Source organism: Bhargavaea sp. CC-171006, from assembly GCF_009761675.1.
Classification (GTDB): Bacteria; Bacillota; Bacilli; order Bacillales_A; family Planococcaceae; genus Bhargavaea; species Bhargavaea changchunensis.
Genome location: NZ_QUZH01000015.1, coordinates 59,296 through 80,947, shown reverse-complemented (window position 1 = coordinate 80,947; position 21,652 = coordinate 59,296). Strand labels below are relative to the sequence as shown.

Genomic DNA, 21,652 nt, shown 5'->3' with positions numbered 1-21,652 from the left:
GTCAGATCTGACGCCTTCATTGGAGGGCGTTTTTTTATATGGAAAAATCCGCGAATGACTTGCACTCCAAACGAATACCAGTGTACTATGTGGCTAATACACTGTTACGCAATGTGATTTAAAGGAGTGGAGTATATGAGCCGATGGAAAGGGCTCTTGTGGAAAGAGTGGGTTCTGGCGCGTCCCGGGATGGTGTTTCTGGTGCTGTCGGCCGTGCTCAGCATCGGAGTGGCACCGTTTTTGCTTCAGCACTATGTTGTGCCGGATGTCCCGGTGATGAATATTGCGGCAATCATCATGGGCTTATGGATGGTGGTACTCAGCTATATGCCGGCGGTCAGCCTGCTGATCAGTTTGACGACTGATATGAAACGCTCAGATATCTGGCTCCATTCTCCGTCGCCATCCGGTGTGCTGATCGGGGCAAAGGCGATTTTTGCTGTAGGGATGACGGTCGTATCCATGCTGGTTGTCTTCTGTGTGCTGGCATTGGCAAGCCTCTTCAACTACTTCCTCAGCGGCAGTGCGGGGTTGCCCGAAGGTATGCCGGCCGGTTGGTTTTTGGGGTTCCTGGCAGAGATCGGATCCGTTGCTCTTTTCCTTGGTGTGATTCAGATGGCAATCGGATTCCTGTTCTGGACGATCTATCAGTGGCTGAAAAAAACCAATAGGGTCATTGCCGTCATCGTTACGGGTGCGCTGTTCATCGGAACCTTTTATATTTGGGACAAAATCACGTCATGGGGACCGTACCAGAAATTGGCTGGTTACGGAGAGGTTCCTTTCAGGTATTCGGAACAGCTGAACCAGATCAATGACTGGGCCCTGGACATTACGGGAACCGTCGCGGCGGGCGGAGCAGGGCTTGCCGTGATCGAGACGATTCTCCTCGCAATGCTCGCCATCTATATCTTCAACCGGAAGGTGGCGCGATGAATGAGTTTTGATTTCCTGCCGGATAAGCCGATCTATCAGCAACTGATCGACCGGATCACGGGCGACCTGATCCGGGGAGCCCTGCAGCCGGGCGAAAAGCTGCCCTCGGTAAGAGAATACGCGGTCGAGGCCGGTGTCAATGCCAATACGATGCAACGTGTGTACAAGGAGCTGGAGGGGATGGGGATTACCGAAACGAAGCGGGGCCAGGGGACGTTTGTCACGGAGAACGTGGAACGACTCGGGCAGCTGAGAGAGGAGAAGAAGGCGCAGCTGATCGATGACTTTATCCGGAACATCGAGGCGCTCGGCTTCACGGAAGAAGAGATTGCAGAGTCCATGACGAGGAGGAGACGGCAATGATCGAAATCAGACGGGTGACCCGGTCATTCGGGCGTCGACAGGCACTGGCCGGCGTAACCGCGACTTTCGGCCAGGGGAAAATCATCGGCCTGGCGGGAGAAAACGGAAGCGGGAAATCGACACTCCTGAAGATCATGGCGGGCGTCTTGGGAGCGGACTCGGGGGAAGTCCTCCTGAACGGGCAACCGGTCACCCGGACATCTGCCGGCCGGCAGATCGCCTACATGGCAGATGCCGACCTGTATTATCCGTACTTCACGACCGATGAGCTGCTCCGCTTCCAGGAGTCGCAGTACCCGGACTTTTCAATGGAAAAGGCGCTTGAAGTAGCGGATTTTCTGAACGTGGACAGAAAAACCCGGCTGAAAAACCTCTCAAAAGGAAACCGCGGACGGGCCAAGATCGTAGCAACATTAGGAAGGGAAGCAAATGTCTACCTTCTCGACGAACCATTCTCCGGACTTGACCCGATGGTCCGGGAGTCCATCGTGAAGGGGCTGATCCGGTTTACCGATCCGGATCGGCAGACCGTCATCATGTCGACGCATGAGCTGCACGACGTCGCTCCGCTCCTCGATGAAATCGCCGTATTGAAAAATGGGCGGATCGCCGCCCATGATGCTGTGGAAGACATCCGGATGGCGCAGCCGGGCGGCCTGCCCGCATACATGCGCACACTCTACGAAAAGGGAAGTGAACCGGTTGGCAAACCAAACTGAACCGATAGTGGAACTCAGGCACCTTTCGAAGACGATTCGTGGAAAGAAAATTATTGACGATTTGAACCTGCAGCTCTTTCCGGGTCAGGTGACCGGTTTCCTCGGACCGAACGGTGCGGGAAAGACGACGACCATCCGCATGATGGCCGGGCTGATGAAGCCGACTTCCGGCGAGGTGTTCGTCGCGGGCAAGTCCGTGCAGAACGAGTTCGAGGCGGCCATGTCCAACGTGGGCGTGATTGTCGAGAACCCCGAAATGTACAAGTTCATGACCGGATACAAAAACCTCGTCCACTTTGCCCGCATGCACAAAGGCATCACAAAGGACCGGATTATGGAAGTGGTCCGCCAGGTGGGCCTCGAGAACCGGATTCATGAGAAAGTCGGCACATATTCGCTCGGCATGCGCCAGCGCCTCGGACTCGCACAGGCGCTTCTGCACAATCCGAAATTCCTGATTCTCGATGAACCGACGAACGGCCTCGACCCGGCCGGCATCCGGGAGTTCCGGACCTATCTCCGGAGCCTTGCGGAAAAAGCGGGAGTCTCGATCTTTGTCTCGAGCCACCTGCTGTCCGAGATCGAACTCATGTGCGACCGGATTGCCGTCATCCAGAACGGCAAGCTGATTGATATCCGGGAGATGAAGGACGAAGGCCGTCCGCACCACTACATCGAGGCCCTTCCGGCAAAACAGCTCAGGGCGATCCTGGAATCAAAAGGCTACGAGCCCGCTGAGTCCGGAGCCGGGTTCATTATCGAAGAGGGAGTGGAGCGGATACCGGAACTCGTGAAAAGCGTGATTGCCGGAGGCCTCGACCTGTATGCAGTCCGCCCGCACCGGAAGACGCTTGAAGACGAATTCATCGAATTGACGGGAGGCGGACAGATTGCTGAAGCTGTTGCAAAATGAATGGATGAAGCTGTGGAACAAAAAAGCGACATGGGTCATGGCCATCCTTCTCGTCGTTGGCGTGGCCGGCATGCTCGGACTGACGAAATGGATCTCCACGGTGGAAGGAAACCGGGCTGAAAGCGGAAACGTCCAGGTCGAGGGCCAGGCGGACGCGCCGGACTGGCGCATGCAGGCGGAGGCTGAGCGGAATGGCATCTCCGCGCAGTTGGCCGACCCGGACCTCTCTTCCTCCCGTGAGGCTGAGCTGAAAGAAGATCTCCAGATCGTGGAGTACCGCCTTGCGGAAGATGTAGAGCCGCACGGCAACTACAGCCGGCAGCAGATGATCAAAGATTCATCGGGCATCGCCACGCTCGCCATGCTGTTCGCCATCATCGTCGCGGCCGGTATTGTCGCCACGGAATTCTCGGACGGGACAATCAAGATGCTCCTCGCACGACCGGTCAGGCGGTGGAAAGTGCTGACCTCGAAATTCGCGGCAACTGCATTGTTCGGCGCGCTGCTCACGCTGGCAGGCTTCGTGGTTTCGATCGTTATGTCTTACATTCTGTTTTCACCTGACGGAGGGACGGAGCTTGTGGTGAGAGGCGGTGAAGTCGCCGAAATCTCGGTCTGGACCCCGGCGATCTCCCACCTGCTTCTTGCGTTCGTGAACATCATCGTCTACACGACGTTCGCCTTCATGATCGGCAGCGTGTTCCGTTCAGGAGCGCTCGCCATCGGACTGTCGCTGTTCATCTTCTTTACCGGCAGCACGGTTTCGGCGCTCTTGAGCCGCTATGAAATCGCGAAGTACCTGTTCTTCTCCCACGATCTCGTAGCACTGGCACAGGGCATGACGCTCATCGAGGATGTGACCTTGCCGTTTGCGGCTGCGGTGCTGGGCGCATATGCCGTCGTGTTCCTGGTTGTCAGCTATCTTGTGTTCTCCAAGCGGGATGTCACTGCATAACAAATCGCCCTCTCCGATAGTTGGAGAGGGCTTTGCACAATTACCATAAAGCGAAGTTTTATCTTCTGATTTTCTCTTCCACTTCTTCTAGCCATTTTTTCGCAGGTATAATTGTCGATGCAATAATACTGATATTGTGTCCGTTCTTATCCATTGCTAAATCTTTCAACTCTATCACTTCGGTTTTAGCTACATGGATATTCTCAAGTAGTTCAATCTTTGGTAATTCTCCATTTAGATAGTCTGTATATAGGTCATATATACGATCACAAATACGTTTACATTCCATATCAACTCTATTAAATATATTTTCATAATCCTTCTCTTCATTAATCACTGTTCTTTCGTATTCTTCTTGCGTCATTTTACCGATAAATTCTAAGTTAACACCTAATTCTTTTCCTGAAATATTAGCTTCTTTTTGCCTTCTTTCATGCTCTTTTTGCTCTGGTGATTTTAAAACCTCTTTCGCAATTTCTCTTGCAAAGAATTTTGAGAGTTTATCTAAAAAAGCCATGGTTTAACTCCTTTTTTGATTTTAAGTTAAAATAAAGGTGTTATCCCATTTATATGTATATATACTTTTTTTATCACTATCGATTAAAAATGTTCAATTATGTTATGTCCAATTTTTTCAGGGAACCAAAATGGCGCCAGATAAGTTACAATGGAAGGATCATTCTATTTTGCTTCCTGTGATCAGTGAAGCGACAGGTTAGAGGGTTAATAATATGAAAAGAATAGCGATTATCGACTCCGGCAGCGGCGGGCTGACCGTCGCCAATGTGCTGTTCGGCAGGCTGCCCGATGAGCGGATCGTCTATGTTGGCGACCACGGGAACTGCCCGTACGGAAACAAAAGCCCGGAAGAGATCAAAAAACTCGTTTTCGGCGTCATCCGTTTTCTGGAGCAGTTCGAGCTCAAGATGCTCATTGTCGCATGCAATACAGCTTCGGCGCTGATGCTGGATGAGCTCAAAGCGAGGATGGACGTTCCCGTCATCGGTGTCATCGAGCCGGGTGCAGAGGTGGCGGCCCATACCACGCTGAACCGCCGTGTTGGCGTCATTGCCACCCAAAGGACGGTCGAATCCCATATGTACCGGAAAAACATCCAAGCAAACAGGGAAGGCCTGGAAGTTCATGAACAGGCCTGCCCGAAACTGGTCTCTTATCTCGAGAACGAGCATACTTCGGAGGAAGCGATCAAAGATGCCTTGGAAGAGTACCTGGGGCCGCTTCGGAAAAAACGGGTGGACACGCTTGTAATGGGCTGTACACACTACCCGCTTGCCGAACAGCAGATCCGCGAAGTATGGAAGGGCGATGTGAACTTGGTCGACCCGGCCAGGGCCACGGTAGCCCAGGCTGCGGAAGTCCTGAGGGACAGCGGTCAACTGGCGGATGTGCCGGAAGGTGAGCACGTTTTTTGCACAACGGGTGACGTCCATGATTTTGAAGAGAAAGTGAAGAAATGGACCCCTGTCAGCCGGCCGGTTGTCCGGCACGCGGACACCGGGGCATAAGTCATAACGAAGGGAGGCTTTCGGAATCGGACAGAGAAAAAGGAAGAAAACACATCCTGCCGTACTGGCCGGCAAAGTCGCCGGCATGGTGATTGCCGGGCTTGTGGCGGCCGGGGTGTGGACCTTTGTCCAGCGCGAACTTGATTTTCGCGAAGAACTGGAGACGCGCCCGCTTCCGGAAGGCCTCCATCCGATTGTCGGGCAGAAGGCGGAGCAGCTTGCCGGCCTGGCTGCGGAGCGGGGAATCCGCATCGAAATCACCGATGGCTTCCGTTCCCATGAGGAGCAGGAACAGCTCTATGAACAGGGGCGAACCGCTTACGGCCCCGTCGTCACCCATGCAAGGGGCGGCCAGTCATACCATAACTTCGGGCTCGCGATCGACTACGCAATCCGGACGAAGGAAGGCCGTCTGGTCTGGGACACCGGGTACGACGGCAACGGCAACGGCAGCAGCGACTGGTTCGAAGTCGCGGATATCGCCAAGGAACTCGGTTTTGAATGGGGCGGCGACTGGAACGGCTTCAAGGACTATCCCCATCTGCAGATGACGTTTGGCCTGTCGACTTCCGAACTGGATGCCGGCTGGCGGCCGGAGGACACCGACAGTTATGAGGTCCTGGCTGAAGAAATCGAATAGAAAAGGGACTGTTCCGCAAACCGGCGTAAGCCGATGCGCGGAACAGTCCCTTTTTAAGCCGGTATTAGTCGTTGCTGCCCGTGAAAGTCAGGACGAGGCCTGCAATCGTACCGATCGCGATGAATCCGAATAAAATAGCCAGAATGATAACGAACCACATGTCAGTCTCCACTCCTTTGCAGGCAATTCAGCTTCATTATATCATCGGGTTGCGCAGCCGGCAATGAACGGCTGGCTTGATGGGGACCGGAAAGGGTAAACTGTCGGCAGGATGTCAATTTTAAAGGAGTGAATCATATGGATTGCCGTTCGGACGAGGAACTGTACCAGCTCGTGCAGGAGTCGAGAGTACATACGATTGAGGGGATGGTCGCCGACTATATCCCCGCATTGGCAAAGGCGGATCTCAGCTCGCTCTCCGTTGCGATGGCGTTCCCGGACGGTAGCTGCTACTCAGCCGGGGACGTTGAGACCAAATCAACGCTCCAAAGTATCTCGAAAGTGATCGCCCTCGCGCTTGCCCTCCTGGACAACGGGGAAGAATACGTGTTTCAGCGCGTCGGCATGGAACCGACAGGAGACCCGTTCAACTCGATCATCAAGCTCGAGACGATCGCCCCGCACAAACCGCTCAACCCGATGATCAACGCCGGTGCCCTTGCCGTCTCGTCGATGATCAAGGGAGAAAGTGTCGAAGAACGGCTCGGGCGGCTGATCCACCTTACTGAACTCATCATCGGTGAGGAAGGCATCGGCTACAACGAGGAAGTGGCCCAGTCCGAGCTCGAAACGGCCGACCTGAACCGCTCGATGGCCTACTACCTGAAACAGCACAGCGTCATCGAGGATGAAGTCGATGAAGTCATCGAACTCTACACGAAACAATGCGCAATCGAGATGAATTGCGTCGACCTCGCCAAAGTCGGCCTGCTTCTTGCGATGGACGGCAAGCACCCGGCCACCGGTGAGATGATTTTGCCCCCGAGGGTCGCCAGCATCTGCAAAACCTTTATGGTCACCTGCGGTATGTACAACGCCTCCGGAGAATTCGCCATCCGCGTCGGCGTCCCGGCCAAATCCGGCGTATCCGGCGGCATCATGGCCTCCGTCCCGCAACGCTGCGGCATCGGCATCTTCGGTCCGGCGCTCGACGACAGGGGCAACAGTGTCGCCGGCTGGGACCTGATGGAGAAAATGTCCAAAAAATACGACCTCAGCATGTTCTGACAAACCGAAAAACGGCTGCTTCCGCCCAATACCATAGGCGGAAAGCAGCCGTTTTTCCTCGTTTCCGAAAGAAAAACCAAAAAAACCGTCGATATGCGTAAGTGCATATTTCTGTTGCTAAAAACTGTGTAGAGTAGTAGGTAGGAAAGATTCAGACACTCCCTGCCGCCAGGTACTGCATCTTATATTCCTGCAAGATCTTCTTGTAGTAATCGAGACCCAGGAGGTCAAAGAAGAACAGCGCCTTTTGGTAGTTCTCCGAGATTTCGGAAGCGGAATGGCCGAGTTTCTCAAGGATTGAACCTTTTTGGTAGTAGAGCTGGCCTAACACGGACATCTCACGCTGAGCTATTGACAGACGAATTCCCTGTTCTGTAATCTCAAAGGCTTTCTCGTATTTCTCTTGTGAATACAGCAATTTACCGACATTGTACAGAATTGTTATTTTCATTACTTCATATTCATCGGCAGCTACCTGCTCTTGAAGGATTTCGTCAAAGATTTTCATGCTCTCATCAAACTTGTTGTTTTCTGCAAGAATGATTGCAATAGCATTCTTAATACGAGTTTTTAAAAGAATATCCATGCCGGTTATTTTTACACCTGTCAGTCTATACAGTTCTGTTACACAATAACGATAATCTTGTTTTTTTAAATAGTAGAGGCTGACGAAATAATAAGACTCAAGATATGTCTTTAGCTCCGGGTGGAGGAACTTACCGCTATTTAACAATGACTGAGTGTATTGGTATAGTCCTTCATAATCTTTTTTCGCTGAATAATTTTTTACATCATCCAGCATTTTTTCTTTTTCTTCGAAATCATCATGAATTAGGACTTCAAAGAAATATGAAAGCGGAAGCTTTAATTTCATAGAAATGGCTTGCAGTGTATCAATACTCGGGTACGAGTCACCTTTTTCCAGGCGGCTGATCTCGGATTGGTTGCAGATGCCGTCTGCCAGTTGTTTTTGGGTCATCTTGCGGATTTTACGCCATTTCCGGATTTCCATTCCGAGGCGAACCTGATTCATTGTCCATCACCCTTTTGGCAAATGGTCCAGTCGGATACCGGCTGTCCTGTCTCTATAGTAACGGAAAATTTCCGCAGTTTGTCAACATTATACGAAAATACGTTTGCTGTCCAAGACAAGAAGAAAGGATTGAGGAAGATGAACCTGAAAATGAACCGAACCAAAACTTCCGTCCACTTATCAGAAGTTGCCATTGCGCAGGTACATGATCTGCCGGCTTCAGTCATCGATTCCCTCGTCCTTTCCGCTTCGATGAACTTGGTTCAGCGACTTTCCCGTCATCAAACCGCTGTTTCGGAAGCCTGGAATTCGGTTGAGGGGGTCCTGCACCGGGCTGGAATGCAGAATGTTGAAGAACTGGAGCGGAAAATCCCGGAGCTTAATGACAGTGACTGGGAGATTATACAACTATGGGTGAAGAGAAAGACGGAAATGGATGATGCTCTGGAACGGTTTAAGTTGATCTACCGGGTGGGCAAGGTACAGTCGGATGCGAAGTTGTTTGGTGCGACAAAAATTCCCGCTTTCCAACGAAAAGTTGCACTAAAGCATCCACAATTACTTAACACTGATATGGGAATGCGAGAAGAAACTTCTGAAACTCTTCTTGGGTATCTTCTCAATTCAACCGTGGAAAACGGAGAGTCGGGCACAACAGAGGTCCGCTTCCGTTTGGGTGAACAGTCAGCTGCGGATGAAATAGCAGAGGTTCTTCCCCAAGTGCACATCCGGCAACAGCTTATTGCTCTCTGGACAAATGCAATGGCATGCGACGACAGGCTAAACGAAGGTTTTTCATTCAAAGTGAACGACGGTCTGATCTTTCAGAACGGGAAGGCCGGATTGTTGGTCGCTGATGGTATCGAAGTCAACGGTATCCCAACTGTTCATGAGTACATTTATCCCATTGACGGTCAGGCCACAGGCCATTTGAAAAAAGGAGCCATCAGAAAAAAGAGAGACTGGATTAGATCGTTGAAGGGGGCGGGCGGGAAGGCGCAGTTTGAAGAATTACTCTTAAAAGAGATTCTGGTGCCGGTCTTGCCGGAAAAACAGGCCGAAATGTGCCCGCTCAAAGGGCTTGCGTCAATGGTTGCAAGAATCGATTCACCTAAGGCAAGGAGGCTCCGCAGAAGTTTTCTTTTTCTCGAAGTTCTTCTTGATCAGATGGAAAGTTGCAACCCGGCTGCTCTGCCTGCACTTCGCGGAAGGGCTGTCCGCTCTGTTAAGCGAATTCACCGGGTTCTGCCGGTCCGCCTGACAGGACGGCTCTCGGAAGGTGATTGGTTCTCGGAGCATCAGTCCTGCAATGAAAAACCGATAGGTCTTCCCGAAACTGTCCGGGAAGACCTGAAGGATTATGCTGAAGAGTCGGATATTACCGTGGTCCGTTCAAGTGCTGTGAAAAAAATGACTGAATGGTTTACAGAACTGTATGGTCGTGGTGGCAATTGTGGCGACGTCCTTGGGTTCCTCACCCATTGCACGTCCCGATTGGGGGCAACCGAGGAAGCGGTAATTGCCGAAAAAGATGCCGCCCAGGCTGTTACCGGAGAGGGTGTGCAGAAACCGCTAGGCCCTACTGAAATGCTCCCGCACGGCCTGCTTTCCTTCCGGGTGGCTGCCCGTTCCGAACAGGCATTGAAGCGGGGGGAATACCAGATCCTCGCAGAGTGCCTGCAGGAAGGATTGAAGTCTGCGGAAGAACAGTGGATACGGGAGTTGCTGCCGGCTGCCGAGCCACTCTGGTTTTCTTACGGATCAGGCTGGACGGGCGGGGAGAAGCGCTATAACGGACGGAGATTGCTCTGGCCGACTGACCGTCAGTACGCGGGTAGAGGCTGCAATTTTATGACGCTGTCTGACCTCAAAATTGCCCATGATCCGGAATCGGATACTTTGGTTATCCTAGGTCCTGAGGGAATCGCAGTTGCTCCTGTTTATACCGGTAAAATTCCGGTTCACCAGTTGCCGGTTGGTGTACGGCTTTTCTTGAAGCTGGTCGATCCTTGGATGTACCTCAAAAATGGCAGGAGCGGCAGAATGAGTCCGGGATACTCTCCGCGGCAGACAGAGGGCCGGGTTGTCATATCACCCGCGGAATGGCGCATTCCTGCCAATGATGTTCCGCTGAAGCAAATCGGGGAGTCTGAATCAGACTATTACCTCCGCCTGCATGACTGGCGGGTGCGAAAAGGGATCCCGCAAGAGGCCATGTTTGCGGTTGTCGATTCTAAATTCCCGACGGCCGCCTGCAACGGCAATGGAGAACGGTATATTCACTTTGGCAGCCCTCGTCTGATCGGGCGGTTCGCCGGCTCCTTTGCAGAGGGGGATCTGCTGGTTTTGACCGAGGTCTTTCCGGAACGCGGTGCTCATGCCATCGGGCGCTCGGGACAGCCTTGCGTCACAGAATTCAGGGTAGCTGTGAAGTGGGTTTGAATGGAGGATGAACATGCAGCGAGAAAAAGAATGGCACACATACAGGTTCTATCCTAAATATGAATATCAGTTGGACGAAGTCGTCCATCAGATTGTTATGCCTTTAGCAGCGGACCTGTCAGGCGAGGTCCACTACTACTATTACCTTCGCCGTAAAGATCATCATGGGCATCACATTATGGCAGGTTTTCGTCTATCCGATGAGGAGGCCGAGCGGCTGCGATTCCGAATCCGACATGACTGCAACCTGCTGCTCCATTCGATGGAAGATGAAAAACCGAGACTCCGGAGAAGGCAGCTACCGTCCGACAATATGGCCGAGCAGCAGCCTGCCGTTCGACCGTATAAGCGCGAGCCGGTCTTTGGAGAAAACCCGGCGGCCGGCATTGTCTGGCCCGATCTGCTTCTAAAACGGTCTACGGATCTTGCGTTTCTCGTCATTGAAAATGAACTTTTGGGAGGCACGGACCGCGCAGCGGCGGTTACCCTAATGATGCACCAGGCGATACGTTCTGGTCTTTGCAGCACTAATGCAGCAAGCCAGTTCCTAGAGAAGTATGCGGCACATTGCATCCAGACTTGTGCGGATCCAGATCTTGCGGAAAGTTTGGATCGTGCGGCTACAATGAATGAGCGGGAATTCCGCAGCCAGTGGACGCGGTCGCTTAATAACGTTCACCTACTCCGGACAATCCGTCCGTTCATCGAAGAACTGGCATCCGTCCGTCATCAGGTGGAGGACCAGCTCATCCCGTCACCGCCTTTTGCAGAGTTTCTGTTCCATTATCTCCATGATACGAACAACCGGCTGGGCATAAGCCATGAGGAAGAGGCATATATCGCTAAACTGCTACATAAGTCACTTGAGAAAAGTTCAAAATATGCATAATTGCATATTTACAATGAATCTTTCATGCTATACTGGATTAAATCACACGGAAGGATGGATGGAAAAATGAAGAAAAAACTCTTCATGACATTTGTGATGGGTACATGTGCGTTTGGCCTATTCGTAAGCGGCGTAAACCCACTTACTGAACTGCCTTATGAGCTTGTTACACGATAATAAACTTAAATTTATATGAAAACCCGCCCCCATGAAATAATCCATGAAGGGAGCGGGTTTCTTTTTTTTCTTCAGTTCGTCTTCTGTTCCTTCAGCAGGTCGCGGATTTCGCGGAGCAGTTCTTCTTGCACGGTCATTTCTTCTTCCGGTTCTTCCACCACTTCTTCTTCCTTCTCACGTTTCAGCTTCGTGAGGAGGCGGAGGGCCATGAAGATGGCGAAGGCGATGAGCAGGAAGTCGAAGATGTGCTGCAGGAAAATCCCGTAGGTTACCTCCGCTTTTCCCACGGTCAGTTTCAGTCCTGTGAAGTCGATGCCTCCGACCAGGATGCCGATGAGCGGGGTGATGATATTCTCAACAAGTGAGGAAACGATCTTGCCGAAGGCGGCGCCGATGACGACTGCGACAGCCAGGTCGAGAACATTCCCCTTGAACGCGAATTCTTTAAAGTCATTCCACATGCTTTTCATTCCTTACGGGTTAGAATACCGCCGTGTGGGCGGCTCGCGCCTCAGTTTAGCCTAAAAGAATAAGGAATGGAAGTGGCTAGAAGCATGGAAACCGTCAATTTTCGACATGGGGGAAAATACCTGTGATTCCTACAAACAATATGGTTGTGCAGCGGGGACTGTTCGCATATAATGAGAACAAACGTTCTTATTGGAGGGAACAGGATGCACGGACTGTTGATGAAATGTATGAAGCGCCACCAGCTGGCCGACATGATTTATATAGGGTCGGATGGGAGCATAACAAAACGGCGTGTACGCCTGCTGCGGCTCCGTGAGGACAGTGTCACGGCATATTGCTTTTTGAGGCAGGAGCGTCGCACGTTCAAGATTGACCGGATTTTGTCTGTTCGCCCGGTGTATGGCCATGAGAAACAGCTGGGATAATAACAATAGTCCCTTTGGTGCCGACAAATGCCGGGACTTCAGACCTTCGACGGCAAGTGAAACTTGTGAGGTTGTAACCGTTTTCATTTAGGGTGAAGGAAAGCTTGAAGGCCGGGACGAATCCCCCTGATGGAACAAGAACCGAAAAGGGGGAATGGATGGAATGAAGAAAAGCAGATTTGCAGCACTGACGCTGTCGGCGTCACTGTTGCTCTCGGGTGTGGTGATGATGCCGGCCGACTTCGGCGGACAGGTCACCGCTGAGGCTGCGAAGCCTGGCAATCCTGCAGCGTTTGATCAAAAGGTGATTTCGAGGATTGATGCGGAGCGCATCTACGCTGACGTCCGGTACCTGAGCGAGACGATCGGGCCCCGTGTTGCAGGCACCGCAGAGGAGCGGGAAGCGGCTTCTCTGATCCAAGATCGGCTGGAATCGTACGGATACGAAATAGAGGTACAGGAATTCAGCATCCCCGATACGATGACAGGACACTTATCTACATCAAACGGGGACGAAGTGGAAGCATCCTTCCCTTCGGGAGCCGCGGAAACGCCTGCGGAAGGCTTGACCGCACAGCTCTATGACGCGGGTCTCGGCTCTCCTGCCGACTTCACGGAAGAAGCGGAAGGGAAGATCGCGCTGATCAGCCGAGGCGGATTCGCGTTCCGAGATAAGATTGACAATGCCACTGCGGCTGGTGCAGCCGGTGTCATCATCTACGACAACAGCGAAGCGTCCGGGCCGCCGAACATGAGCATCGGGGAGGACGCGCCGCTTCCGGTCGCGGGGATCAAGAAAGTGTCCGGCGAAGCGCTTCTTGAAGATGTCGTAGCGACAGGGGGCACGGTCACCCTGAAGGTTGACGCAATTACCGGGCAGACGTCCCGGAACATCATTGCAACACGTGCGCCGAAGCACGTGAGCAACCCGGACATTGTCCATGTATCCGCGCACTTCGACAGCGTGCCGCTGGCGCCGGGTGCCAGTGACAATGCGACCGGGACGTCGACCGCGCTTGAAATTGCCCGCGTGCTGAAGAGTTACCCGATTGACAAGGAAGTGCGATTTGCATTTGTCGGCGCTGAAGAGATCGGCCTCGTCGGTTCCGCCCACTATGTTTCGACTTTGACCGAAGATGAACTGTCCCGCAGCATCGCGAACTTCAACATGGACATGGTCGGCACTTCCTGGGAGAACGCAACCGCCATCTTCATGAACACGCTGGACGGCCAGCCGAACATCGTCACCGAGGCTGCACTTGCCACACAGGACAGAATCGGCACACCATCTGAATTGATCCTTTACCAGCGCGGCGCTTCGGACCATGTCAACTTCCACGAGGCAGGCATTCCGGCGGTGAACTTTATCCGGCGCGAGCCGGGTACTGCGGCACTTGAGCCGTATTACCACACCCCGCAGGACACAATCGAGTATGTCAGCAAAGAGCGTCTGAAGGAAGCGGGCGACCTCGTTGGCTCAGCGCTTTACTCGGTCATTCGTAAAAACTGAACAGTCGAACCAGCCGTCCGGCCACCTGCCGGGCGGTTTTTCTTGTGCCGGTATTTTGTTTTACAAGATAGTTGACGTGGAGGCCCCCGACCACTATCATGGTAAACAAGATAGAGGTAGTTGGTTTAACAAGTTACTGGAGGAGATGGGCATGACGACAAGCCAGATGCTGAAGGGGGTGCTGGAAGGGTGCCTTCTTGCCATCATCGGCAGGGGAGAAACGTATGGATATGAAATGGTGGAGAAATTGGGGGAATACGGGCTGACGATGGTGAGCGAGGGAAGCATTTATCCGGTGCTTCTCCGAATGCAGAAGGAAGGGCTCGTCATGACGGTCATGCGGCCGTCGCCGAACGGGCCGAAGCGCAAGTATTACCGGCTGACACAGGCCGGGGAAGAAGAACTTGAGGCATTCAAACAACGCTGGAACGTGATGGCGGGGGCTGTCGGAAATCTGCTGAAGGGGAGCGGGAAAAAATGAAGCTGTCAAAGAGAAGTGAGGAGTTCATTGCGAACGTCCGGATGTATCTGATGGCATCAGGCAAGAATGAACGGGAGATTGACGAAGTCGCGGGAGAGCTGGAGGACCATCTGGCGGAGCTTGAGCGCCGGGGGGAAAACGTGGACCGGATCACCGGCGGTTCGCCGAAGGAATATCTAGCGTCGCTTGAACAGGAGATGGACAACGATTATGCCGGCTGGCTCAAGTACGTGCCTGCGTTTCTGCTGTCGTTTGCAGCTTTTGCCGCCATGGGTCCCGCCATCCGCGGAATGTTTTCCCTTAATCTGCTGCAGCTGATCGGTTATCCGGTTGTCGCGGTGATCGTCATTGTGCTTTACCGTATCATGTTCCGGAACATGGCGGCCGGCCAGTGGAGCAATAAGAAGCTGTTCTTCGCGGGCGGCGGCTTATCGATGCTGTCCGTTCTCCTGTTTGTCGGAGTTCTTCTGGCAAGTTCCTTTATCATGGACCCGTTCTACTCGGCCGGCCAGGCCGGAAACCTTGTGGTCATCGTGCTGTCGGCCGCGGCGTTTGCAGCGGCTGCGGCGATGATGGGCTCGTGGCTCCTCATCACGATTCCGGTTGCGCTCTTTCTGCCTGAGTGGCTGATTCTTTCCATGCCGCTCCAGGAGGAGGCCAAGATGGTCGCATCGGCCTTCATCTCGTTTATCGCCGTCGCCCTGGTCATCGCAGCACACGTGTTTTATGAAAGGCGCAAGATTGATCATGTATAAAAAACCCGGCAGTCCGTCCGCTTATGCGGTCAGGCTGCCGGGTTTTTGTTCATCTGCCGCATTTTCCAGCCTGACAACCTCCGTACGTATGGCCAGGTCATACACGGACTGCTTTCTTTTTGTGAAAAACGGAGCGGCGATATAGGCACCGATCAGGGCGTAGATCAGTCCTCCTAAAATCATATATCCTACCGGTACAGGGTCATCCCCGAGCCACATGAGCCGGTAGACGAGGAAATGGGACAGTTCCCACGGCACAAACTTCAGCGCGGTCCTCACGGCGGAATGCAGAACTGAAAGGGGACGACCGTCCAGATCCATGACCCGGATGCCGATGATTCGCTTACCGAACGAGCCGCCGCCGATTCGGGAATCGGCCAGGGTGAAGTAAAGTGAAACGGGCAGCGTGATCATGAGGAATCCAGCAAGCTGAGCCGATGCCGGTGATCCCGTGAACAACTGCTGGATGGATGGAATGAGAAACATGCTGAAGACAGCCAGGACCAGCATATAAGCGAGAATCAGCAGGTAATCAAACAGGAACGCTTTTAGCCGCAGGAAAAAGCCTGCATTCATCCGGTCCGCTCCTTTTTAATGAGATAAAGCCGGCTCCCCATCGGAAACCGGCTTGTCCTCATCTTATTCAAACAGGGTGACGCCATATGCCTCCAGCACATATTTCGGCACGAAAAAGCGCGCTGTCATGAGTGGATCGACAATCTGGCTGATCTGCGAGTGTCCTGCGGCGCTCATCATCATGGCAAGATCTGCGACATTAAGGTGAGTTCTTGGCAGGAGGAAGTCAGCCATCTCTTCAACGGCCGCTTTTGCCGCCTCATCGAGTGTCGGCTTCGAGACGAGAAACGCGATGCCGTCTTCGTTCTCGAGGAGCGGGTGGCGCAAGGCGCCTTCTTTCACGACTTCAAGCGTGACCGTCGCTTTGCCGGGCACTTCGATGCCGGAGACGCCGATTTCCCCGTCGCCCATTGCGGCGTGGAAATCCCCGAGCGCAAACAACGCGCCTTCCGCGAACACTGGGAAGTAGAGCGTCGCGCCTTCGGTGATCAGTGTCGTGTCCATGTTGCCGCCGTGTGCACCGGGCGTCCCGCACGGCACGGGCTCGCCTTCTGGAGCGACTCCGATGACGCCGATCATCTTGTTGAGGGGGATTTTCAGCTTGTCGTCAAAGATGGCATAATCGCCTTCGACCGGGATAATCTTGGACGCCATCTCTTCCTGGCGGTGACCGAGCACGCCGAGGTCAGGACCTGTCGCCATCACGCCCTGGTTGCCGATCTCGAGCTTCTCGATCCGCACCTTCAGCACGTCACCCGGCTGTGCCCCTTCCACGTAGATCGGGCCCGTCGCCGGATTGATCCGGTCCCAGTCGATGCCGCCGATCTTCGTCTCGGCCGACTGGACCTGGTTTTCAAAGCAGTCATAGGTTTCGATTTCAATCGTCGTTCCCGATGCCACGCGTTTGACCGGTTCGTGTGCTTTGTCGAACGCATAGATCACATCATTGCATGCCAATGTTTCTGCCATTACCGATGCCCCCTTATATACTCGTGTTGGCAATAGTCTATCAATTAAGGCGTTTAAAAACCAGCAGAAGCGCATGCGCCTCTGCCGGCAGCAGGGGTGGTCATTCAGGGGGGAAGGGGTGGTGACTCAACGGGTGCGAGGTGAAAACTCGGATGGTGTCAGGTGGTGACTCGTGTACCTGTTGGTTGTGATTCACCATTCCTCCCCGTCAAACCCGGGATCCCATCTGTATCGTTCCATGTCCACACGCTTTCCGCCGATCACAGGCACGCCTTCGTCGCGAAGGCGCTCCTCCTGTTCAAAGGCGGTCTCCCCGTCACTGATGACAATCTCTCCCTTTGCATTCACGATGCGGTGCCAGGGAATGCCATGCTTCCGGCTCATCGAGTGCAAAATCCGGGTAACCTGGCGTGCGGCCCTCGCGTTGCCGGCAAGACGTGCGATCTGGCCATAGGAGGCGACCGTTCCGGCAGGCACTTCCTTTAATAATTTCACGACTCGCTCTGTAAAGTCTTCCATGGTTCCGCCTCCCCGTCAGCCCGGATCAGTTCCGGTTTCCGTTCTGTGTACCATCGGTCAAATTGTTCCGCGGCCGCTCCCGGCAAGTCCTTCAGCTCTTCGACATGGACCGGCTTCGCGCGATTGGTCGTGCCGATTGTGGCCACACCAAACCGCTTCTGCAGCCAAGATTGGGAAACCGCTGCCTCGATCACCTTTTCCCGCCTGCTGAGGAACGTCTCCCGCCACAAGCCGCCTTTCCTGAACTGAACAAACGGCCCGCGGATGGCGTAGCGGGTGTTGCGGTAGTCAAAGTACCTCAGGAGATAAGTGAAGGCGAAAAGGGCCGCTGCCAAAAGCGGCCAGTCCGGGACAAACGGAAAATCCGGACGCCAGAAGAATAGCGCAACCGTGGCAATCACGGCGATGAACGGGAAACGGAGCATCCGGACAGTCAGCCCGGCTTTCGGAAGACGTTCCATTCCGTCCAGCACCTCGATATCCGGCAGCAGCTCGCCGACCAGCTCCACCGCACGCTGTTTCTGCAGAAACGGATAAAGGGAGCTGATGTCTTCCAGATTGTCCTCAAAGCTGCCGACCGTAACCAGCTTTGCTTCCGCGAGCCCGAGCAGCCGTTTCAACGGCGTTTCCGTAATCTGGACTGCCTGGACGTTCTTTTTCCTGACGGAGAGCGACTGCTCAGTCAGCACACCCCGCCGTATGTAAATCCGCTCGTCATCCGACGAGATCTCATATCGGCCATACTTCAGGTAGGTCCGGATGATGCCGAATGCTATCGCCGCCACGGCAAACAGGGCGATTGTGATGCCGAGCACGACCCCGGAGCCCGTCAGGAACGACAGGAACCCTTCAGCGCGGCTTTCAATGTCAATAAAGTCATCGATGTTCGAGTAAACCGTCGCGAGCACGGGAATGAGCGCAATGAAACTGAACGACAGGAAGGAGGCCTTCAGCACGTCCTTCAGCTCAGGCGTGAAGTGAATGGTACGGACCTTTTCCGGGAGCGGTTCCTGAATCTCCGAAGCCTCACCCTCCATGCTTTCCGCCCCGGTCACTGTCTGGGCGGCCATCATCCGCTCCCTGCGGTAGCCGTCGAGCGCCTCTTCGATCCGGGCGGCTTCCGCTTTTGTGACCGCGGGGAACTTCACGCTTGCATCCTCACCGTCCGCCCCGGTCTCAAGCGTGAGTGAGGTGAGGCCGAACAGCCGCAGGACAGCGGGCACCTGCCGATTGACGTTCTGCACTCGGCGGAACGGCACATTGCGATGCTTCCTGGAAAAGACGCCGCTGTCGATCTGAACCGAATCCGACTCCAGCCGGTAAGTCGTACGCCACCACGACAGGACGATATTCAGGATGGAAATCGATATCGCCGCGATGAAGATCCAGCGGCCCGCCACCACCCATACCGCATCGGAACCTCCCCTGAGGACGAACAGGAAGATGAAAACAATGGCACTGTTTTTGATGAGTTCATACAGGGACAGGACGATCCGCCCCGGATGCATGCGCCGGTTTTCCATCATTCGTCCTCCTCACGGATCCTCGCGAGGCGGGAGATGCGATTGCGGAATTCCTTCGCCTCCTGCTCGGGCAGCGCCGGGATGGAATGGTTCGAGCCCATAGTGCCGACTGTAAGCGTGTAAAGGCCGAATTTCCGCAGCAGCGGGCCCTGTTCGAGTCCGACGTACTGGACCTTCGTCATCGGGACCGTCTGATGCTGGACGGTGATCACGCCGTGGCGCAGCTTCACGAATTCCTCATCCGCTCCGTAGCGCCATGTCCGCTGAAGGATCACCGGTTCGATGAAGATCGAATACACTGCCGACAGGATCGTCAGCCCGCCTAATATCCACAGAACCGTCATCGCCCAGTCCCACCAGCCGAACCGGTTGCCTGCAATGATCAGACCTGCAAACACGAGCAGCATGATTCCGTGCCTGATCGAGTTCGACAGGCGCCACACGGTCACCGCCTTTTTTGAAATTCTGCCTTCCGGCTCCCTGATGTCAACTTCCATTTGCCCTGCACCTCCGAGTCATCTTCATTCTTTTACGGAAAGGCGTGTGTGAAGGTTTCACGGAACCGGGGCCGGGATTCTTCCGTATACGGTATCATGGTAATAAAAAGACTGGGGGTGACCGGATGAAGCGATGGGTGACGGCTGTGCTTGCGATGCTGGTGGTGCTGGCAGGCGCCGTTCCGGCTGCTGCCGAGGATGTGACGGTGAGCAAATCCCAGGTGCGTCTCTGGATCGGTCCGGAGGGCGCGGTGAGGGTCAATGAAATCCATACATATGAAATTCCGGACGGGACCGGGGCGGTGTTGAGGGACTTTACCTATGGCATCCACGAAAACATCATCGGCTTCAGTGCAGGAGAAGTGGACGGAGCGGCGCAGGTCGGTGAAGTCGCTGATGATGAGGTCCGGCCCGTCGCGGTCCGGGAAAACGGCACCGGCTGGGAACTGCTTTTGGACGGCAAAAGCGGAAAACGGACGTTCCTGCTGTCTTATTTGCTGGAAGATGCGCTCCAGGTGTACGAAGGATACAGCGATCTGGAAGTCACATTGTTCTCCAGCACGAGCTATGAGTTCGAAGGACTGCGGAATCTCGAAGTCTCCGTGGTCCTGCCGGGCGGTGCAGGCGCCGCTTCGATCCGGCCGTACACGAGGAATATGAACGGTTCCGAAGTGGATCTGAAGGACAACGGTGTCATTTTCCGGGATCCGGTCATCGAGGAGCCGCTGGACGCATCCTACCGGGTATTTTTCCCTTCCGGTGTCTTGACGGAGGCCGTGAAAGGCTCTGCTCCGATGACTTTGGAGGAAGCTGCCAAGGCGGAAGAGGAGCGTTTTACCTATGCGGCCGCGGTTCGCCCGTACCGGGAAACGTTTGAGAAAGCCGGATTTCCCCTCGCCCTGGCGTTTATTCTGGCCGGGCTGGCGAGTCTCGCCGTGCCACAGCGGCTGCCGATCATGAGAAGGGATGAGTCGCTGATCCTTTCCCTGGATCTGGTCTACCTGCATTTCGTGCGTTGGGCGGGACGCTTCACGCCGCGTGCGGCGGATGCGATGCTGTACGGATTGCTCGAGAAGAGGGCGGTGTCCGTCACCGGAGGGCCGGGCAACCAGGTTTGGGAATTAAAAGGCGGCACGGCACGGCTTGAGCCGCATGAGCAACTGTTCGTCCGAAACATGTTCCGGGAAACGGCTGGCGGGCGCATCCTCGGGCCGCGGGAAATCGAATCGGACAGGGCAAAAAAAGCACTTAGGGAATGGCATGGGTCGGTCCTCAAGATGCTGGAGGAAGCGGGCACATTGAACCTGGTCATCCCGAAGCGTGTGCTGCTCGTCTCGGCGCTTGTCCCGACAGCAGCCGCCATCACCGGGGCGGTTGTCTCCGCGATGCCCGCGGGCTGGCTGGCCGCATATTTGGCCGGCATTCTCGTATTCCTGTATCTGCACGTGAAGAACATGCACTGGCGCTGGCTCGGTTTTGTCTACGGTCTTTACCTGACCTTTGGCGTGGCGGCATTTGACGTGCCGGGCACCGGAGCGGTCATCCTGCTGTTCGTCATCGCCTATCTTCTCGTGTGGCTCTTTTTCCCGCGTGCGCTTTTCGTCTCCAGGTTCGCCTACCGGCTCAAATATGCCATCAACCGGCTGATCTATACAGAAGACCGTTTCAGTGTGCCGGAAGCGACACCGGAAGAACGCCGGCTTCGCGAACACCGTATCCACGTGCTGGCACCGAAATTCAGGGGGCTCGCGCGGATGTACAGGGACTGGACGGGGATTGGGGGGAAGACGGATGGGTGATCTGATCATGCTGCTGATCGGTTTTTTAGAAACCCGCTGGCCGACAAAGAAAAACCGGCTCATCAGCCGGCGGTTGAGGCTGTTGAAGAAAAGCGGAGTCTGGAACGATCTGAACGTCCGTTACGGACCCGTCGTGCTCGGCAGCACGGAATTCCGGGAATGGATCCGGAATCAGGATGTGGAGGTTATCCTGGCGGACCCCGCAAGGACGGACTTGTTTATGCGGGAGCTTGACAAGTATGTAAAAGAGATGGGCCTATAGCAGGCCGTAGTACGAGATCGGAGCCAATACTCCGATATTCCGTGC

At 54.3% G+C, this 21,652-nt stretch carries 24 protein-coding genes; 16 read left to right on the top strand and 8 right to left on the bottom strand.

The features are described from left to right. Nucleotides 1-135 precede the first annotated feature (135 nt). The 5 genes from DZC51_RS07265 to DZC51_RS07245 are packed head-to-tail and all read left to right on the top strand — an operon-like array spanning nt 136 to nt 3,886. Entirely contained in the window at nt 136-936 is an 801-nt protein-coding gene (locus DZC51_RS07265; protein WP_157294719.1) for a hypothetical protein, read from the top strand. Further along, on the top strand, nt 937-1,299 hold the full coding sequence (locus DZC51_RS07260) for a GntR family transcriptional regulator (protein WP_157294718.1): 363 nt from the start codon (nt 937-939) through the stop codon (nt 1,297-1,299). Then, nucleotides 1,296-2,018, top strand: a complete 723-nt coding sequence (locus DZC51_RS07255) for an ABC transporter ATP-binding protein (RefSeq protein ID WP_157294717.1) — start codon at nt 1,296-1,298, stop codon at nt 2,016-2,018. Before DZC51_RS07260 ends, DZC51_RS07255 begins: the two co-directional genes overlap by 4 nt. After that, nucleotides 2,002-2,931, top strand: a complete 930-nt coding sequence (locus tag DZC51_RS07250; protein WP_157294716.1) for an ABC transporter ATP-binding protein — start codon at nt 2,002-2,004, stop codon at nt 2,929-2,931. Before DZC51_RS07255 ends, DZC51_RS07250 begins: the two co-directional genes overlap by 17 nt. Further along, a complete protein-coding gene (locus DZC51_RS07245; RefSeq protein WP_157294715.1) occupies nt 2,909-3,886 on the top strand; it encodes an ABC transporter permease in 978 nt (325 codons plus the stop codon). Before DZC51_RS07250 ends, DZC51_RS07245 begins: the two co-directional genes overlap by 23 nt. A gap of 58 nt (nt 3,887-3,944) precedes the next feature. Here DZC51_RS07245 and DZC51_RS07240 read toward each other — a convergent pair whose 3' ends face one another. Next, nucleotides 3,945-4,403, bottom strand: a complete 459-nt coding sequence (locus tag DZC51_RS07240; RefSeq protein ID WP_157294714.1) for a hypothetical protein — start codon at nt 4,401-4,403, stop codon at nt 3,945-3,947. 214 nt (nt 4,404-4,617) lie between these two features. Between DZC51_RS07240 and murI the strand changes: the two genes are divergently transcribed. The 3 genes from murI to glsA all read left to right on the top strand — a co-directional run bounded on the left by murI (nt 4,618) and on the right by glsA (nt 7,279). Beyond that, a complete protein-coding gene (gene murI, locus DZC51_RS07235) occupies nt 4,618-5,412 on the top strand; it encodes a glutamate racemase (protein ID WP_157294713.1) in 795 nt (264 codons plus the stop codon). A gap of 85 nt (nt 5,413-5,497) precedes the next feature. After that, nucleotides 5,498-6,052 (top strand): M15 family metallopeptidase, encoded by a 555-nt coding sequence (locus tag DZC51_RS07230; RefSeq protein ID WP_157294712.1) that lies wholly within the window; start codon nt 5,498-5,500, stop codon nt 6,050-6,052. Nucleotides 6,053-6,349: 297 nt separating this feature from the next. After that, nucleotides 6,350-7,279: a glutaminase A gene (gene glsA / locus DZC51_RS07225; RefSeq protein ID WP_157294711.1), complete on the top strand. Its 930-nt coding sequence runs from the start codon at nt 6,350-6,352 to the stop codon at nt 7,277-7,279. A gap of 151 nt (nt 7,280-7,430) precedes the next feature. On the opposite strand, the gene DZC51_RS07220 is transcribed toward glsA, so the two are convergent. Then, nucleotides 7,431-8,312 (bottom strand): helix-turn-helix domain-containing protein, encoded by an 882-nt coding sequence (locus DZC51_RS07220; protein WP_157294710.1) that lies wholly within the window; start codon nt 8,310-8,312, stop codon nt 7,431-7,433. A 150-nt stretch (nt 8,313-8,462) separates the two neighbouring features. Between DZC51_RS07220 and DZC51_RS07215 the strand changes: the two genes are divergently transcribed. Continuing rightward, complete coding sequence (locus tag DZC51_RS07215) at nt 8,463-10,754, top strand: hypothetical protein (protein ID WP_157294709.1); 2,292 nt, start codon at nt 8,463-8,465, stop codon at nt 10,752-10,754. Between the two features lie 13 nt (nt 10,755-10,767). After that, nucleotides 10,768-11,643 (top strand): lantibiotic dehydratase C-terminal domain-containing protein, encoded by an 876-nt coding sequence (locus DZC51_RS07210; RefSeq protein WP_157294708.1) that lies wholly within the window; start codon nt 10,768-10,770, stop codon nt 11,641-11,643. Nucleotides 11,644-11,891: 248 nt separating this feature from the next. Here DZC51_RS07210 and mscL read toward each other — a convergent pair whose 3' ends face one another. Beyond that, the gene (gene mscL / locus DZC51_RS07205) at nt 11,892-12,281 is read right to left on the bottom strand and encodes a large conductance mechanosensitive channel protein MscL (protein WP_157294707.1); all 390 of its coding nucleotides are present in this window, start codon (nt 12,279-12,281) and stop codon (nt 11,892-11,894) included. Between the two features lie 213 nt (nt 12,282-12,494). On the opposite strand from mscL, the gene DZC51_RS07200 reads away from it, so the two are divergent. The 4 genes from DZC51_RS07200 (at nt 12,495) to DZC51_RS07185 (ending at nt 15,462) form a co-directional block, all read left to right on the top strand. Then, nucleotides 12,495-12,716: a WYL domain-containing protein gene (locus DZC51_RS07200; RefSeq protein WP_157294706.1), complete on the top strand. Its 222-nt coding sequence runs from the start codon at nt 12,495-12,497 to the stop codon at nt 12,714-12,716. Nucleotides 12,717-12,879: 163 nt separating this feature from the next. Further along, nucleotides 12,880-14,226: a M28 family peptidase gene (locus DZC51_RS07195; RefSeq protein ID WP_157294705.1), complete on the top strand. Its 1,347-nt coding sequence runs from the start codon at nt 12,880-12,882 to the stop codon at nt 14,224-14,226. A gap of 151 nt (nt 14,227-14,377) precedes the next feature. Next, nucleotides 14,378-14,707: a PadR family transcriptional regulator gene (locus tag DZC51_RS07190; RefSeq protein WP_157294704.1), complete on the top strand. Its 330-nt coding sequence runs from the start codon at nt 14,378-14,380 to the stop codon at nt 14,705-14,707. Continuing rightward, on the top strand, nt 14,704-15,462 hold the full coding sequence (locus DZC51_RS07185) for a DUF1129 family protein (protein WP_157294703.1): 759 nt from the start codon (nt 14,704-14,706) through the stop codon (nt 15,460-15,462). The genes DZC51_RS07190 and DZC51_RS07185 overlap by 4 nt, the downstream gene beginning before the upstream one ends. Before the next feature lie 21 nt (nt 15,463-15,483). Here the strand turns inward: DZC51_RS07185 and DZC51_RS07180 are convergent, their stop codons facing one another. The 5 genes from DZC51_RS07180 to DZC51_RS07160 all read right to left on the bottom strand — a co-directional run bounded on the left by DZC51_RS07180 (nt 15,484) and on the right by DZC51_RS07160 (nt 19,546). Then, on the bottom strand, nt 15,484-16,038 hold the full coding sequence (locus tag DZC51_RS07180) for an RDD family protein (RefSeq protein WP_157294702.1): 555 nt from the start codon (nt 16,036-16,038) through the stop codon (nt 15,484-15,486). A gap of 63 nt (nt 16,039-16,101) precedes the next feature. Beyond that, the gene (locus DZC51_RS07175) at nt 16,102-17,007 is read right to left on the bottom strand and encodes an acetamidase/formamidase family protein (protein WP_157294701.1); all 906 of its coding nucleotides are present in this window, start codon (nt 17,005-17,007) and stop codon (nt 16,102-16,104) included. Nucleotides 17,008-17,199: 192 nt separating this feature from the next. Further along, nucleotides 17,200-17,526: an MGMT family protein gene (locus DZC51_RS07170; RefSeq protein ID WP_157294700.1), complete on the bottom strand. Its 327-nt coding sequence runs from the start codon at nt 17,524-17,526 to the stop codon at nt 17,200-17,202. After that, nucleotides 17,499-19,049 carry a PH domain-containing protein gene (locus DZC51_RS07165; RefSeq protein ID WP_198304076.1) on the bottom strand — a complete coding sequence of 517 codons (1,551 nt, stop codon included), beginning with the start codon at nt 19,047-19,049 and terminating at the stop codon, nt 17,499-17,501. The genes DZC51_RS07170 and DZC51_RS07165 overlap by 28 nt, the downstream gene beginning before the upstream one ends. Continuing rightward, nucleotides 19,049-19,546, bottom strand: a complete 498-nt coding sequence (locus DZC51_RS07160) for a PH domain-containing protein (protein ID WP_157294698.1) — start codon at nt 19,544-19,546, stop codon at nt 19,049-19,051. Before DZC51_RS07160 ends, DZC51_RS07165 begins: the two co-directional genes overlap by 1 nt. A gap of 125 nt (nt 19,547-19,671) precedes the next feature. Here DZC51_RS07160 and DZC51_RS07155 point away from each other — a divergent pair, with 125 nt between their 5' ends. Then, a complete protein-coding gene (locus DZC51_RS07155) occupies nt 19,672-21,345 on the top strand; it encodes a DUF2207 domain-containing protein (RefSeq protein ID WP_157294697.1) in 1,674 nt (557 codons plus the stop codon). Then, nucleotides 21,338-21,607 (top strand): hypothetical protein, encoded by a 270-nt coding sequence (locus DZC51_RS07150; RefSeq protein WP_157294696.1) that lies wholly within the window; start codon nt 21,338-21,340, stop codon nt 21,605-21,607. Before DZC51_RS07155 ends, DZC51_RS07150 begins: the two co-directional genes overlap by 8 nt. The last annotated feature ends 45 nt before the right edge of the window (nt 21,608-21,652 follow it).